General features: G+C 44.7%; 15 protein-coding genes. 11 read left to right on the top strand and 4 right to left on the bottom strand.

The window, feature by feature from the left end; all coding sequences use genetic code 11:
- Positions 1-126: 126 nt before the first annotated feature.
- From ABUA34_RS03800 to ABUA34_RS03775, 6 genes are all read left to right on the top strand, one after another.
- Entirely contained in the window at positions 127-630 is a 504-nt protein-coding gene (locus ABUA34_RS03800; RefSeq protein WP_055273229.1) for a DUF2798 domain-containing protein, read from the top strand.
- A gap of 305 nt (positions 631-935) precedes the next feature.
- Positions 936-3,068, top strand: coding sequence for a TaqI-like C-terminal specificity domain-containing protein (locus ABUA34_RS03795; RefSeq protein ID WP_349822865.1), 2,133 nt, complete (start codon positions 936-938; stop codon positions 3,066-3,068).
- A gap of 39 nt (positions 3,069-3,107) precedes the next feature.
- Complete coding sequence (locus tag ABUA34_RS03790) at positions 3,108-3,926, top strand: pyridoxamine kinase (protein ID WP_055147575.1); 819 nt, start codon at positions 3,108-3,110, stop codon at positions 3,924-3,926.
- Positions 3,923-4,201 carry a TIGR04076 family protein gene (locus tag ABUA34_RS03785; protein WP_055222944.1) on the top strand — a complete coding sequence of 93 codons (279 nt, stop codon included), beginning with the start codon at positions 3,923-3,925 and terminating at the stop codon, positions 4,199-4,201. Before ABUA34_RS03790 ends, ABUA34_RS03785 begins: the two co-directional genes overlap by 4 nt.
- A 120-nt stretch (positions 4,202-4,321) precedes the next feature.
- Positions 4,322-4,741 (top strand): hypothetical protein, encoded by a 420-nt coding sequence (locus tag ABUA34_RS03780; RefSeq protein ID WP_055147572.1) that lies wholly within the window; start codon positions 4,322-4,324, stop codon positions 4,739-4,741.
- A 35-nt stretch (positions 4,742-4,776) separates the two neighbouring features.
- Positions 4,777-4,938 (top strand): hypothetical protein, encoded by a 162-nt coding sequence (locus tag ABUA34_RS03775; protein WP_022216273.1) that lies wholly within the window; start codon positions 4,777-4,779, stop codon positions 4,936-4,938.
- Positions 4,939-5,023: 85 nt separating this feature from the next.
- On the opposite strand, the gene ABUA34_RS03770 is transcribed toward ABUA34_RS03775, so the two are convergent.
- A complete protein-coding gene (locus ABUA34_RS03770) occupies positions 5,024-6,385 on the bottom strand; it encodes an MATE family efflux transporter (RefSeq protein WP_055222946.1) in 1,362 nt (453 codons plus the stop codon).
- A 255-nt stretch (positions 6,386-6,640) separates the two neighbouring features.
- On the opposite strand from ABUA34_RS03770, the gene ABUA34_RS03765 reads away from it, so the two are divergent.
- From ABUA34_RS03765 to ABUA34_RS03750, 4 genes are all read left to right on the top strand, one after another.
- On the top strand, positions 6,641-7,687 hold the full coding sequence (locus ABUA34_RS03765) for an SGNH/GDSL hydrolase family protein (RefSeq protein WP_055222948.1): 1,047 nt from the start codon (positions 6,641-6,643) through the stop codon (positions 7,685-7,687).
- Positions 7,688-7,755: 68 nt separating this feature from the next.
- Positions 7,756-8,832: an SGNH/GDSL hydrolase family protein gene (locus ABUA34_RS03760; RefSeq protein ID WP_349822864.1), complete on the top strand. Its 1,077-nt coding sequence runs from the start codon at positions 7,756-7,758 to the stop codon at positions 8,830-8,832.
- A gap of 173 nt (positions 8,833-9,005) precedes the next feature.
- Positions 9,006-9,485, top strand: coding sequence for a cyanase (locus ABUA34_RS03755; protein WP_349822863.1), 480 nt, complete (start codon positions 9,006-9,008; stop codon positions 9,483-9,485).
- 109 nt (positions 9,486-9,594) lie between these two features.
- Positions 9,595-10,947 (top strand): MATE family efflux transporter, encoded by a 1,353-nt coding sequence (locus ABUA34_RS03750; protein WP_349822862.1) that lies wholly within the window; start codon positions 9,595-9,597, stop codon positions 10,945-10,947.
- Between the two features lie 92 nt (positions 10,948-11,039).
- Here ABUA34_RS03750 and ABUA34_RS03745 read toward each other — a convergent pair whose 3' ends face one another.
- From ABUA34_RS03745 to ABUA34_RS03735, 3 genes are read right to left on the bottom strand one after another with little or no spacing between them, the layout of a single operon-like run.
- The gene (locus ABUA34_RS03745; protein ID WP_055147563.1) at positions 11,040-11,918 is read right to left on the bottom strand and encodes a YitT family protein; all 879 of its coding nucleotides are present in this window, start codon (positions 11,916-11,918) and stop codon (positions 11,040-11,042) included.
- A gap of 38 nt (positions 11,919-11,956) precedes the next feature.
- Positions 11,957-12,616, bottom strand: coding sequence for a TatD family nuclease-associated radical SAM protein (locus tag ABUA34_RS03740; protein WP_055147560.1), 660 nt, complete (start codon positions 12,614-12,616; stop codon positions 11,957-11,959).
- Positions 12,617-12,639: 23 nt separating this feature from the next.
- Complete coding sequence (locus ABUA34_RS03735; protein ID WP_349818991.1) at positions 12,640-13,467, bottom strand: pyridoxamine kinase; 828 nt, start codon at positions 13,465-13,467, stop codon at positions 12,640-12,642.
- 192 nt (positions 13,468-13,659) lie between these two features.
- Here ABUA34_RS03735 and ABUA34_RS03730 point away from each other — a divergent pair.
- Positions 13,660-16,587: HD domain-containing phosphohydrolase (locus tag ABUA34_RS03730; protein ID WP_349822861.1), on the top strand; the 2,928-nt coding region annotated here is incomplete at its 3' end.

Raw genomic sequence — 16,587 nt, 5'->3', positions numbered from 1 at the left:
GGCTTTTTATTTTCATAAGGAGGGGCCCGCGTAAGCGGGAGGAATCCTTGAGAAGCACGCATGCGCCTGCGCGAAGCGCCTTTGAATGCGCATGCTCAATATTATTTTCGTAAGGAGGAAATTATTATGCCACAAAACAAATTACAGGAATTCGTATTCACAACGATCATGGCCATGTTCATGGTCTATGGAATGATCTGCTACAATGTAGCATTAAGCACAGGAGGTTTCACCAATCAGACATTTGTCATGGCACTTCATGAGATGCCGATCATGTGGCCGATAGCTATTGTGCTTGAGCTTTTCGTGGTTGGAAAGCTTGCACCAATGCTTGCGTTCAAGATCGTGAGACCGACTGACAGACCACAGGTGATAACCTTCATGATATCATTCTACATCTGCATAATGATGTGTCCAATCATGAGCCTTATAGCAACTGTTTTGTTCAAGGATTCACCAAGTGTTGGTACATTTATCCAGACATGGGGAATGAATCTCCCTGTTGCACTGCTCTGGCAGCTCTGCTATTGCGGACCGCTTGTGAGATTGATATTCAGAACCATATTTAAGAAACAGCTTTCGGGAGCAGGATGCGCCGAGACATCAAATGAGCCTCAGCCAGAGGCTTAATTCTCCGTTTTGGAGAGTTTTGCCTAAAGTATAGACAAAGGCTGGGCGAGGTGTTACAATCCGTTCAAAGCATAGGTTTCAAGTCGAAGGTTTCTATGAGTCCGAACGTAAGAAACGGACCATTCCAACGTATCTATAATTTGCGAATTTCTCATGCTTTTATATCACATTTTTCATAAGAGCAGGAATAATATTCTGGCTGATTTTTTGAAGAAGAATAAGGCGGAGATTTTGCGTATGAATATATTTGAATATGATCAGGAAAAGCATATGAGGCAGACATATGAAGAAACGAGGGGCTGTGTATGAGTGAGGAATACATAACGCTGGATGGATTGTGTCAGCAGCTTTCAATATCGAGGGCAACGGGGCGGAACTGGCTCAGACTTGGGAAAATTGAATCACAGGGCATAGATCCGGCCGGTCAGATGTATTTCACAGAGGAGTACGTAAGTAATCTGAAACAGTCACTGGAAACTGGCGAACGAAGGTCGCTCAGAAGCCGGCGGAATAAGCGGTATGTGTCCGGCAAAGGATTGTATGACAGATATGTGTCAGACATTTGCGAGAGTACAGACACAGTAAAAAGTCTGGTGGATAAGCTGGAGAGGCAGAATATATGTGTGACTGAGATGGTCATGAGAACTCTGCTGGCGGATTGTGCACTCAAGCTGCTGGTAAGCAGTGATGAGATTACTGTTGACAGAGAAATATTCCCTGCATATATAGATGGAAGCTTGACAATTGGTGTATGGAGTGCGCTGATCGATGATATAATTCAGGACAAAAAAGCAGCATTATCATGGGCAAATAATAACAAAAATCTTATGGACACCAATTACTATTATCAAAAGGGGGAGGACGTACTTGGACTTCTCTATATGTCTATAAGAGATGCAGGCAGCCGGAAGGCGGCTGGTTCATATTATACGCCGACAAAGGTAGTAAGAACGCTGATAAGTGATGTGACCGGTGATATGGGAAGCAGAATATCTGAGGGCGGTAAGCGATTATTCGATCCATGTTGCGGAACCGGCAATTTCCTTATACAGCTTCCGGATGATATAGAACTAAATAATATATATGCGTGCGATATAGATGAACTCAGTGTACAGCTTGCGAGGTTCAATCTGGCACTTGGGAGATTGTCCGGAAGAAGACATGTCAATGTGGACGAAGCGATCCGGACAATATATGAGCACATAGAGCGCAGAGACTTCATTTCAGAATACAGGAATGATTCAGAATGTGGTGGGGATGATAAGAAGCTCTTGGCTGATCCGGGATATGACATCATCATCGGTAACCCGCCGTGGGGATATATATTTGACAGGGAGACACGGACATTACTCAGGAAAGCATACAGAACTGCAGCCGGAAGGGGCGTGGAGTCGTCAGATGTGTTCGTGGAGTGTGCGCTGAAGCTGTTGACAGATGAAGGAGTTCTTGCATTTGTGCTGCCGGAGGCATTGTTAGATGTACATAATCATAAGACGATCAGGGAGATCATAGCCGAATCGGCAAATGTGAGCCGGGTGAGTTTCCTTGGCGATGCATTCTATGGTGTGCAATGTCCATCGTTGGTGCTGCAGCTTGAAAAGAGTTTTGATCCTGGACATAGCAAAGGTGCGGTGATCGAGAGAGACGGCAGAGAGTTTGTTGTAGGAACGGACAGGCCGCTTGGCAGTGAGAATTTTATGCTTAGGCTCACTGATGATGAGTACAGGCTGCTTTGCAGAATAGAAAATACAGATAACTGTGAATTTCTGCGTGGACAGGCAGATTTTGCACTGGGAATAGTGACCGGGGATAATGCAAAATATGTGTCCACAGAATGCGGAGAGGGAATGGAGGCAGTGATAACCGGAGCAGATGTATACAGATACAGATGCGGAAAAACGGAAAAATATATGTATCCGGAACTTACCCTGTATCAGCAGGCGGCGCCGCTGGAGCTTTACCGGGCTCCGGAGAAACTGATCTACAGGTTTATCAACAGACAGCTTGTATTTGCATATGACGACAGGCAGAGGCTTACGTTGAACAGTTGCAATGTGGTCATTCCACATATACCGGGACTTGATATGAGATATATCATGGCGATACTCAATTCAAGGGTGGCGCAGTACATATATGAGAAGCGGTACAACGCAGTGAAGGTTCTGAGATCCCATATAGAGAATATTCCTGTTCCAGTCGCAGACGAGGAGACACAGAGACGCATAATCTCAAAGGCAGAAGAGCTTATGGCAGAAGAACTTATCACAGAAAGTTCTGTGAATTCAGAAATGCAGACGTACAAGACAGGTAAAGACCATTTGCAGCGATACAGGTTGTATGAAGAGATAGATGACATTGTTAGGAAGCTGTACTCAGTTACCGATGAAGAGTACGAGTTCATAAAGCAGTCTTTATCCGGTGACAAATATATGTTATAAAAATAATATACTTTAATTGATCAGGAAGAGGAAGAGACTATGAATAATATACTGCTTATAAACGATATGGCTGGTTATGGCAAGGTTGCACTGTCAGCGATGATACCGATAATGTCCAACATGAAATTCCAGGTGTACAACCTTCCGACGGCACTCGTGTCAAATACACTGGACTACGGGAAGTTCGATATACTTGAGACGACCGGATATATGAAGAACAGCATGAGAGTGTGGGGTGAGCTTGGATTTACATTTGACACCATAGCAACCGGATTTCTTGTATCGGAGGAACAGACCAGGCTTGTGGCTGAGTTCTGTGAGAAGAAGAAAGACCAGGGTGCGTTTATATTTGTCGATCCGATCATGGGCGATGACGGAATCCTGTACAACGGTGTTACGGAGAATACGGTTGGCTATATGAGACAGATGTGCAAAGTGGCGGATCTCATAGTGCCAAACTGCACAGAAGCAGCATTTCTTGCCAGCAAATACACTGACAAGAGGATACTGACCATGGCGGAGGCCGAAGATCTGGCACATACGCTTCACGGATATGGAGCAAAGACCGTAGTTATTACCAGCGTGAATATAGATGGACAGACAAGCACTCTCCTGTTGGATGGCGAGACAGACAAAATGAACGTGTTCCCATATACAGAGATTCCTGTGAGATTTCCGGGAACCGGTGATATATTCTCTGCTGTGCTTATCGGAAAGTACAGAGGCGGACACAGCATAGAAGACAGTGTGCAGTTAGCCATGAAAGTGGTGGAGAAGCTTATAGCCTTGAACAAGGACAATGTTGACAAGTACAAGGGAATCCCTCTTGAACAGTACATAGAGGTGATAACGGAATGAGCAGACCGCAGATCAAGATAACACTCATAGACCGCAAAGGCCCTCACGGCTGCCACAGGGGGCATAAGATAGGTGACAGCTACGATTTTGATACTGAGCGAGGGCAGCTCTGTCCCATGGCCATGCATGTGGCATTTCCATATGTGGATATTCTTAGATATGGTGGAACCATCCCGGGAAATGAGCCGGGAACTGCAATGTTCTGTTGTCCTGATGTGGACACGATCAATGTGTTCAGGATAGAGGTTGTCCAGCCTGAGCAGGATAAGAATTGACAAATAAACGGCAAAGAGACAGCTAAAGAAGCGGTGTATCGGAAGAAAAAAACTCCCTTATATAATATAATACATGGTAAGTAAGACAGATGTATTTATCAAGTATGGGAGGTGGCACATATGGCAGGATGCAGAGCGCATTACAATATATATGCATGGATAATTGCTGTGGTTATGTGCGTCTCATATCTTGGAGTTTGTGGGCTTTACAACCCGAATGTCAGGAATTATTCTGCGCATTCGGTATCATTGCTTGGTGAGAGTCGGGGAATAGACGCCGGGAACAACGATGTGCTCATGGTTGACAGTTCTGCGGGGCTTGTGATCCAGACAAGAAACATACGGACTGGAAATTCAGAAGAATCCATAGACGATACATGGATGCTGTCGGCGGTTCTTGCGGCATTGCTGTTGAGTCTGATATTCTGTGTATGTGCATCTGCAGGCAGATATCCCGAGATGACAAACAGCCGCAGATGGATACTCCTGGAATATATACATAGGTCAGACGGGAAGAAACGCACCTTCATTGGGAATTAAATGTAATAGAGATTACCAGTGAAGGAGAGATAATTATGGCAATGGATATATTGGCTTATACATTTGGGGTTATAGCACTTGTAGCAGCAATCAAATGCTTTGTGGATGAAAACTGGGGTGAGAAGATGCACCGTGAATCAGAGGATATCACGGCTCCAGATGCAAAAGACATGACTCAGGATAAGAAGGCAGCTTAGATGATAAGCAGTTTAACCAGACAATAAAATAGAGAGAGAATTATTGATCCCACAGATATTATTATGGATATCTGTGGGATCATTTTTATTTTTTCATCCGGTTAAGCTCCGGTATTACGGTTAACAGCATTGTGAAAAAGCATGCGCTTCCTCCGAGTATATTTGATATAGGTTCAGCCATGAATACGCCATTTGTTCCGAGATGGAAAGCATACGGCAGCAGGTATGTAAGAGGGACTACGATGATCGCCTTTCTGAGCAGAGAGAAGAAAATCGCCTGCTTTTTCTTGTTCAGCGATTTGAAAGTAGTCTGGCCGATATACTGAAGCAGCATAAATGCAAATGCAGCGAAATATATTTTGAGAGCCGGGATGGAGTCACTTATAAGTGAACTGTCGGAGCTGAATACAGATATAAGTGCTCCCGGAGCAATCAGGATGATTCCCCATGCTATGACCATATATATCACTGCAAGCAGAGACATGATGGCTATGGATTTTTTGACATGATCGGGCTTTCTGGCTCCATAATTGTAGCTGATGACTGGGGAAGCACCTTCGGCTATTGACCAGATAGGAGTTTCGACGATCTGTCTGACGCTTGACACGATGGTCATGACTGACACATAGACATCGCCTCCGGTACGTGACAGGACACTGTTACAGCATATTGATACAAGGCTGTTTGTGAGCTGCATCACAAATCCAGCGGTTCCCAGACTGACAATATCCTTTGCATATGTCACACACTCCCTGAATTGTCCCAATGAAAGCAGCTTTACCTGCAATTCGGCTTTGTTCTTCAGAAAGTAGAGGACAAAAGCGGCAGACATGATCTGCGATATCACGGTGGCTATGGCCGCACCTCTGACGCCGAGATGTAGGACAAATATAAATACGGGATCGAGAATACAGTTGGCGGCAGCACCGACGGCCACTGTCAGCATACCTGTTACAGAATATCCCTGTGCATTGATGAATGGGTTCATGCCTGTTGATACCATGGATGGCAGAGTGCCAAGCAGATATATCATCATATATGGGTACGCATATGTGAGTGCGCTTTTCGATGCTCCGAACAGGACCAACAGCGGTCTTGCAAATATCATACCGACAGCCATGAGAATAATGGCAGCACCACATAACATAGTGAAGGCTGTATTCATTATGGTATCTGCGGTTTTATCATCCCCCATCCCTCTTCTGATTGAGAACAGAGGGGAACCGCCACTGCCAAACAGATTGCTGAAGGCAGTGATTATGATGGTGATCGGGAAACAGAGACCGACTCCGCCGAGAGCAGCGGTGCCCACATCAGGTATTCTTGCTATGTAGATCCGGTCGATCACGTTGTACAGAAGACTTATGAGCTGAGCCACTAGCATAGGCATGGCCACACCGAGTATATTTTGAGTTATCTTTCCATTTTCAAAGTTTACTCTTTTCATAGATTTCATTCCTTACAAAATGTATTGAATAGTTTACTTTCATATAATAGAACTGCAGTTAAAAATAATCAATAGACGTATATGGGGGTGTGTTATAGATATGAAACTACCTTCTCAATCATATTTTGTTTAAAGTGATTAAAAAATAATTAATATTTAACTAAATTAAGTTTGACTATTAGGTAGAGCTTAACTAATATGAAAACAGAAATGTATAATGTATATAGAACAAATGGAATGACAGGAGACAATATTATGAAGATCAAGCCAAATGATGTTATGATCAGGTATACAGGACGTATTGACTGGACAGATGCGGAGAAGCCGGTGTGGGTATATCCTTGTACATCTGCGGAGATGAAATTTACGGGCAATACTCTTAAGATAAAGGTGTCCAACAGGAATAACTACTGGGACAATTATCTTGGATGTATAATCGACCAGTCGCAGAGAAGTTATCTTTTAAATAAAGAGGGAATTACAGAACTTGATATAGTTGTTCCGGATAACGATACAAATGAACATTGTGTACTGTTCTTCAAGAGACAGGATGCATGCCATGAGGTAACAATACTTGAGTATGAGATTGGAGATGGGGAGAGACTTCTTCCTTTGAAACCGCTGTCAGGCAGGCGAATAGAGGTGTATGGAGACTCGGTGTCAGCGGGCGAGGTATCGGAGGCTGTCGACTGCGTTGGAAAGGAAGACCCAGTACACAATGGCGGTTATTCAAACAGCTGGTATTCGTATGCGTGGATTACTGCAAGAAAGCTGAAAGCACAGATTCATGACATAGCCCAGGGAGGGATAGCTCTCATGGACAGGATAGGATGGTTCCAAGAGCCGAATCAGATTGGCATGGAAAGTGTGTGGGATAAGGTTCACTACAACCCTACATTTGGTCCGGTGACACAGTGGGATTTCTCCCAGTACACACCTCAGGTTGTTATAGTTGCTATAGGGCAGAATGACAACCATCCGTATGATTTTATGAAAAATGACTATAACGGCAGGCAGGCGGAAACGTGGCGTGACCACTACATGAAATTTCTGGGAAAACTCAGGAAGACATATCCGGATGCACACATAATCTGCTGTACCACACTTCTCTGCCACGACTGTTCATGGGACAAGGCTATAGGTGAAGTGGTTGACAATATGAATGATAAAATGATAACTCATTACGTATATGGAAGAAACGGATTCGGCACGCCAGGACATTTGAGGATACCAGAGGCGTGTGAGATGGCAACGGAGCTGGCCGAATATATAGAAGGTCTCGAAATTGAGGGGTGGAATTAAATTATATCCTAACTTAGAGGTAATATAGGATTATTAATGAGCTGATGATCAAATGGGGAGGTTAAACCATGGAAAATTATGATCTTGAAAGAATAAAATCAGTTATACAGCGCGCCCAGAGTGGACAGGAACTTACAATAGGTTTCCTTGGCGGTTCGATAACGCAGGGAAGTCTGGCGACGGAGCATGAAAATACTTATGCATACAGGGTATACAAGTGGTGGTGTGATACATTTCCACAGGCGAAATTCAACTATGTAAATGGTGGAATCGGAGGAACGGATTCATACTATGGCGTGTCCAGGGCGGTAACGGATGTGCTCATGTACCAGCCGGATTTTGTGATCGTGGATTTCAGCGTAAACGATACTAGAAATGAGATGTGTCGGGAGACCTACGAGGGCGTCATCAGGAAGCTGCTCGGATGGAATTCAAGGCCGGCAGTCATGGTGCTGAACAACATATATTACGACAGTGGAGTCACTGCGGAGGACATACATAACAGTGTTGCGGATTATTACGGCGTGCCGCATGTGAGTATCAGGGAGACTGTGTACAGCCGAATGAAGGCGGGAGAGTACACGCAGGATGAGATCACACCGGATGGCCTGCATCCAAATGACAAGGGACATGGACTGGTGGCGGCAGAGATAACAAATGTGCTTGCAGAAATCGCAAGAGATATGACAGAATCAGCAAGTTCGTGGACACTTCCGTCTCCGATGACGGCAAATGCCTATGAGAATGCAAGACGTCTTACCATACGGGAGATCAGCCCGAAGCTTTCTGGTTTCAGAGCAGATACGCATGAGAAGCTCGGGCATCTGGATCACTTCAAAAATGGCTGGACAGGAGTAAATGCTGGAGACAGCATAATATTTGAACTTGAGGGAAGCTGTATTGGTATACAGTACAGAAAGACCATATCAAGACCGGCGGTCAGGGCACAGGCAGTCCTTGACGGTGATACGGATCATCCGATATTGCTGGATGGCAATTTTGATGAGGACTGGGGCGACTGTCTGTATATAGAACCGGTGCTCCATCATGGAGAGAACAAAAGCCACACTTTAGAGATAACAGTGATCAATGATGAGTGTTCAGGAACTACTCCATTCTATCTCATGTCCATAATAGTTGCCTGATAGGTTGTATCTGAAAAATAGAAGATAAAAATACATGGTGTTGTATATTGCAATATTGGGAATATAGGACTATTATTAATTCAGAAAGTACAAAGAGGTACTGCGATGTTTCGCAGTGCCTCTATTTTTTTCGGCGGTTTTATGCCGGAACAGTATCAAAGGAGGATGATATTATGACACCAATGAACAACGCAGATTATCTTATCAGATTACAGCATGCAGATGAACTTGACGCACTCAAAGCCGCAAAGAAGGCGAGCGGCCTCACATATGAGTTACTTGCAGAGAAAGTAGGTGTGAATAAAGTATGGCTTGCCTCGGCGTTTGAGGGACAGCAGTATGTGCCAGAGGAATACTGTGACAAGCTTGCGGAGGCACTTGGAATAGACAAGGCGGCTACGGCATTTCTTGCCGAGCATCCTTATAAGGGCAACACAGATCCTATTCTCTACAGACTTCATGAGGTCATTGATACATATGGCCCTGCCATCAAGGACATAATCCACGAGCAGGGCGGAAATGCCATCATGAGTGCCATCGATTTTGGCCTTGACGTGGATGTGACTGAGGATGCCGAGGGCAACCACAGAGTCATCATCAAGTTTGACGGAAAACTCCTGCCATATGCCAAGAAAGGACAGTATCCTTGGTAGAGTTGATGTGTTGACATTACAATTGTTGTAAGGTTTAATATCATGTGGGGACGGAGGTAACGGACGCCCTCCGTCCACATCAACATGAAAGACGAGGCCATACAAATCAATGGAAAAGAACCTTACGACCGGCAGTGTGCCAAAGACGATGGCGTACTTTGCACTGCCTTATCTATTATCTTATTTTCTACAGACTCTATACGGGATGGCGGATCTGTTCATCATAGGGCAGTTCTGTGGCAATGATGCCGGAGCCACCACAGCGGTGGCAAATGGCTCCCAGGTCATGCACATGCTCACGGTTATTCTGGTGGGACTTGCCATGGGAACAACTGTTGTCATAGGAAAAGCAGTGGGGGCGAAGAAGCTTCAGGATGCACAGGCGGCCATAGGAAATACAGTCACCATCTTCATGATAATATCAGTATTGCTTACAGTAATGCTGCTCATTTTTATAAATCCAATAGTTGCAGTTATGGATACCCCGGAGGAGGCTGTCAAAGGAATCACGGATTATCTGATAGTATGCTTCATAGGAATTCCATTTATAACAGCATACAACGTGATAAGTTCCATATTCAGGGGACTTGGCGATTCTAAGAGTCCTATGTACTTCATCGCGGTTGCATGCGGCCTTAATATTGCACTTGATTATATATTTATAGGTGTCTGTGGCATGGGCCCTCTTGGCGCTGCTCTTGGAACGACGCTGGCACAGACCTTCAGCGTTATAATATCATTTGTGGCGATAAAGAGAATGAACACAGGGCTGAGACTTACGAAAAATGATTTTGTCCCGAGAAGATCTGTGCTCGGAGAGATCGTAAAGATAGGTCTTCCGGTGGCTGTTCAAGACGGCTGTATACAGATAGCATTCATCATCATAACCGTCATTGCGAATAAACGTGGTGTAAATGACGCGGCGGCAGTGGGCGTTGTGGAGAAGATGATAAGCTTTATCTTCATAGTTCCATCGTCAATGCTCGCCACAGTGTCGGCACTTGCCGCACAGAATATTGGCGCAGGAAAGCATGACCGGGCGGAGCAGATACTAAGGTATGCGCTGGGGATCATAGTGGTATACGGAGCCATAGCTATTGCGGTAGTTGAAATATTTGCACCGGAACTTGTGGGACTCTTTAGTAAGAACAAAGTAGTTGTAGCGATGGGAGTTCAGTATATCAGCAGTTATATAGTGGACTGCGTATTTGCGGGAATACATTTCAGTTTCACCGGATATTTCTGTGCCTATGGCAAATCCTATATAGGGTTTATTCACAATATGATAGCCATAGTATGTGCAAGAATTCCGGGATCATATCTGGCATCTGTCATGTATCCAGACACCCTGTTCCCGATGGGATTTGCGGCACCGGCTGGATCATTTATATCCATAGTGATATGCGTGGGAGCATTTGTGTGGATGAAGAGGCGCGGTACGCTGTATAAGGCCAACTTATAAGAGATATGTATTTGGTGATAGGAATGTTTATTGTGCGTTCATTTCGTAAAGGTATTATGATCGTTCGGATACAAGTGGCAGTTCATTGATCATCAGTCGTGAGGAATATCATGGAACCTTCCGTCCAGCTCCTCGGTCTTGACCACGTTGATAAATGCGTGCTCATCGATCCCACGGATCATCGGTATGAGCTCACGCTTCGCTTCCGAGTTGATGACGGAGTAGATGAGGGTTTTCTCCTTCTCCTCGTAACATCCGACACCCTTGAACAGAGTAGCGTCATGGTGAGTCAGGTCGCTGATGGCGTGGTAGATCTCATTTGATTTGTCGGAGATGATGAACAACGTTTCTTTCTTATATCTCTTATACAGAAGCTGGATCACCTGCGTGCTGCAGAACTGGTAGATGATGGAGTACAGAGCCTTTGACCAGCCGAACAGTGCACCGGCGGCGATCAGCATCACGATGTTTCCGAGCAGTATGTAGTTCCACGCATCTATACCCTTCTGGTGGGACAGGAATATGCTGATGAAATCAGTTCCCCCGGTGCTGGTTCCAACGTTCAGGCACAGGCTGATGGCGAGTCCGTTGATGAGACCGCCGAACAGGCTTACAAGCATTATGTCGTCAGTGAATACATATGATGGCAGAATATCCACAAATATACTCGACAGAAGAATGACTATGATCGAATAGAGGGTAAATCTTTTGCCGATATATTTGTATGATATGTATGTGGGAAATAGATTCAGTCCAATGTTGAATACTGCAAAAGGCACGCTTATGTGCAGAAATTTTATTCCAATGTTCTGGAGAAGCAGGGATGCTCCGGAGAACCCACTTGGAAACAGTCCTGCGGTCTTGGCAAAGCATCGGAGATTCCATGCGTATAGTATAGATGCAAATACGACGATGAACAGGCGGAATATCTGATAAAATCTTGGGTGTTTTAACTCTAGAGATTGAAACATAGCGGTACCTCCTTTGTAAGTGTCACTGTAAAATGCGGTTAATTTTCAAATGGGCGAACCCTCAAAGTCACGCCTAAATCCTTGCATATCTGGCGGCATCGCTTGATCTTATCCTCGGGCATGACCTTGTCAACAACTGTCATGACAACGTGTGGCACGTACCTTTTGGCAAGAACGGCAAAATCCTTGATGGCCGCGTAGGACTGGATCCCATAGCGTGATCTGGTCAGTTCAAGAAATTCATTTTCATCAGGGGCGTTCAGGGATATTGATACAGTGTCGAATCGGCCCTCAAGCTCAGGTGTGACATCTCTCCCATATATAAGATTGGCAAGTCCGATGGTGTTGAGACGGACTTTGAGATTGGGATATGTGTTTTTCAGTGAATCGATCACCGCGCACACGTCTTCCAGTCTCTCAAGAGGCTCGCCAAATCCACAAAATACAAGTTCATTTATGATATTCAGGTCATACTTTGAGAAAAGCTCCAGAACCTCCTCTATAGAAGGCTCGCCATCCTTCAGCCAGAGAGTATTGTTCTCCTGCTGCTTTTTTGTCTGCCTCAGGCAGAACACACAGCTGCATGGACATTTGTTTGTCATGTTTACATATATATTTTTGCCTGTGAGATCCCCGCTCTTTGCAATGTCGAGGTAACCTTCCTCACCGACTTTTCCGGTTACAGTGTATAAAACCATAGTTGAATCTCCAATCGTTTAAGTTATTCCTCAGTCAGATCATTCATGTACATCTCAAAGCACAATCCCCAGTTCTCCGGAACATTGTTCTCAACGCAGTAGCTTATGCACTTTGATACATATGAAGCGGCCTTTTTCACGGACTCATAGACGCTGTGTCCGTTCAGATACATACCCGCAATGATGGCTGCGATCACATCTCCGGTGCCGCTCCTGTCGCCGCCGATCCTGTCAACCATGACCATCTGGAAATCCTCATCCTTGTTGTAGATGAAGTTGGCTATCTGAGTCTTATTGAAATGTATTCCTGTCACAACGATATGTTCCGGTCCCTGCTCCGCCAGGGCCATGCACATTTGCCTTAGCTCGTTCACGGTCACAGTGTGCTCCGGATATGGAAGATCAAGGAGGGTGCAAAGCTCCGTCAGATTAGGAGTGATAATGTCGGCATATTTTACAAGCTCCTTCATCTTGCTGCACATAGACGCGGTATAGGTTGGGTACAGCTTGCCGTAGTCACCCATGACTGGATCGACGATAACAAAATTCTTCTCGTTTTTAAAGTATTTGATAAAGTCGATAACTATATCAACCTGTTCCTCAGAACCGAGAAATCCTGTTGATATGGCATCGAACTGCAGCTCCAGATCTTTGTAGGTCTGGATGTAATCCCGCATTTTGGGTGTGTAGTCATCAAAGTAAAATATAGGAAACTGTGTATGTGTAGATAGTATTGCTGTTGGCACAGTGACAGCCTGGATCTTCATGGCGGACACTATCGGCGCCATGACAGCGATGGAACATCTTCCGAATCCTGTAACATCATTTATTAGAGCGATTTTTTTCTGCATCTTAGTTCTCCAAATTCAATAAATATAGTAGATTTTATCATCAAATACAGGTGTGTTCAATATTTGAATTCCGTCAGACCAAGTGAAATTTATGTTCAAAAGGGAGAGAATAGGTAAAATTTCCACATTGCCCCATATCTTGATACGTAGTAAAATATAACCATATTTTGCTGCGCTTCAGGAGGAATGAGTATGAATGAAGTCGTTTTGAAGATATATGTCTTTTTATCGATCATAATAGCCGCTACAGATATTATACTGGGTATGAAATCCATAAAAAAGAATAAGACGACTGGAAGGTTTCTGGGACTTGCCTGCATAGGAGCAGCTATAGTCGATGTCAGTTATCTTATCAGCATTATAAGCGATTCGTATATGGCCATGTCCGTCATGTCGAGTATATATTTCGTAAGCATTGATTATATGCTGGTATGTCTGCTCATATTTATTGTTTATTTTACAAAAGGACGTTTTTCAAAGTATGGAAGAGCAGCGATAGGCGTCTGCTTTTTTTACTGTCTGTATGAGCTTGTAATATTTGCCATAAACCCATTCAAAAATATAGCGATAGGGTATGTCAGAAGAGACACCGTGATAGCAAAATACAGCTATGATATGAAACCGCTGTATGATATGCATCTGGTTTTTTCATATGCGCTGGTGGGAGTGGTACTCATACTCCTTTTAAAGAAGCTTTGCAAGATTCCACATGAATATCGTTTGCAGTACAGCAGTGTCATCCTGGGAATTCTTGCGCTTGTCGGGATAAATGCAATATTTCTCTACGTTCCGGGAGCGGAGGTATACAAACTTCTGGATTATTCCATCTGTGGCTACAGTCTTACATCATATATTCTGTACTGGAGCTGCTTTAATTATTCAACCCATGGAATGCTCAACAAACTAAAGACAAACATATTCGAGAATATAGGTCAGGGAATAGTTTTGTTTGATTATGACAATCATTTGATCCTGCACAATGACAGGGCGGATGATTTCCTTGGAAAGGAACTCCTCTGCAAATGTGAGAATCTGCAGCAGTTTCTTGAGACGTATGATCTGTCCGTTGATCTTGCAGCTGATGACGACAGTTTTTCTCTGCAGTGCTATATAAAAGGTGATGATGGAGACAGACCTTTAAGGTGCGATATCAGAAGGCTTGACAACAAGGAAGGCCGCAGACTTGGTCAGATGTTCGTATTTTCTGATATATCTCTGGAGACGGATATGCTTACAGGATTTCAGAAATGGGATAGCTTTCAGAGACTTGCCATGGAAGAGGTGGACCATTTTACGTTTCCGGTTGGAGTGGCAATATGCGATATCAATGGATTGTCTGTGATCAACAGCACTCGTAGTAATCAGGCGGGTGACCAGAGGATAAATGCACTTGCGGGCATCATGAGAAAGAACTTTCCGGAGAGAACATATTATGTCAGGGGTATTGATGCTCACCTGATAGCACTTTGCAGTCACAGCAGTGAGGAAGAGATGGCGGCATGTGTTGAAAAGGTCAAAGAACAGTATGATGGAAGTATACAGTATGCAGTGGGGGTGGCTGCGGATGAGGGACAGAGCATCGTCGCTGCAATCACTGATGCGGCAACAGCCATGAAGACAAAAAAGCTTGTGGACAGTGAATCATTGCACTCAGATATGCTGACATCGCTTATAAGGGCTCTTGAGGAGTGCGACAGCGATACGGAACAGCATGTGCGTCGTACACAGGAGATGGGGGCTGAGCTTGGCAGACGAATAGAGCTGTCAGATATCCAGCAGAGCAAGCTGGCGCTGCTCTGTCTGCTCCATGACATAGGGAAGGTAGGAGTTCCTATGGAGATACTCAACAAGCCGGGAAAACTCACGGATGAGGAATGGAAGATCATGCGTTCTCACGTTGAGAAGGGTTATGAGATCGCCATGAGCAACACAGAACTCAGACAGATCGCGGAGGAGATAAGGCATCATCATGAGAGATGGGATGGAAATGGATATCCGGATGGACTGAGCCGTGAAAGCATACCGGTTCTGTCACGTGTGATCGCGGTGGTCGATGCATTTGACGCAATGATCAATGACAGACCTTACAGAAAGGGTATGCCGATATCAAAAGCGATAGAAGAATTAAAGAGCTGCGCGGGCAGCCAGTTTGATCCATATATAGTTTCGGAGTTTATCAGGCTTGTATCAGAGAAGTATGCAGATTCGCTGGCAGCTGACTCAAAGCAGAGGGCTGCTGATGGTGGTGTCGGTGCAGATGGTAATGAAGAGAATGTTGGTGATCGAACTGCCCCAGGAGATGGTCTGGCGGACGCTGATGGTGATGGCGCCAGCACAGACGACGAACAGACAGAGATCCGGATTATGGCGCGCAGACAGATGGTGGATTTTACTGAATATGGCAAGGATGCGTTTCGTGTACATACAGTCAAATATAGCAGATATCTGGTGGATGAAAACTGGAGGATCATATCTGTAGACGATAATTTTGAGGAGCTTACGGGTTACAGCAAGGAGGACATAGAGAATAATATCATAACCCAGATCGACCTTATACCGGACGAGGATAAAACAGAATATCTCTGTCAGGTAAATGCGAATCTGGCAAAGAGCACATTTGTATTTCAGGAACACAAGATACATAGGAAGGATGGCAGGGATATATATGTATTATGTACTGGAAGAATGTTTTATGATTCGGCACTTCAGAAAGACAGAGGAGAAATAGTAATAGTGGATGTATCAAGTACATATGCTTTGAAGATGCTGACAGATGCGGAGCAGAATAAGGCGGATGTGAGACTCAGAAACTGGGAGAATACCTATCGTACAGATCCCCTCACAGGACTTTTGAACCATGCGGCATTTAGAAGTGACATGGAGCAGAGACTTCTTGAGTGTACGCACACAGCGGTGATGATCATGATGGATGTAGACAGATTCAAGCAGTACAACGACACCTACGGACATCACAATGGCGACAAATATCTTGTCCTTGTGGCACAGACACTGCAGGCGGCACTCCGCGGTGATGACCATGCATGCCGTATGGGCGGTGATGAATTTGCAGCCATGCTGTTCTTCAACAAGAGTGTGTCTGATGACGTGATAAGGGAACGT

The sequence above is a fragment of the Coprococcus sp. RTP21428st1_C9_RTP21428_210409 genome, from assembly GCF_040227395.1.
In the GTDB taxonomy this organism is placed as follows: Bacteria; Bacillota; Clostridia; order Lachnospirales; family Lachnospiraceae; genus Coprococcus; species Coprococcus aceti.
The sequence above is the reverse complement of the archived record's forward strand: the minus strand, read 5'-3'. Positions and strand labels throughout refer to the sequence as shown.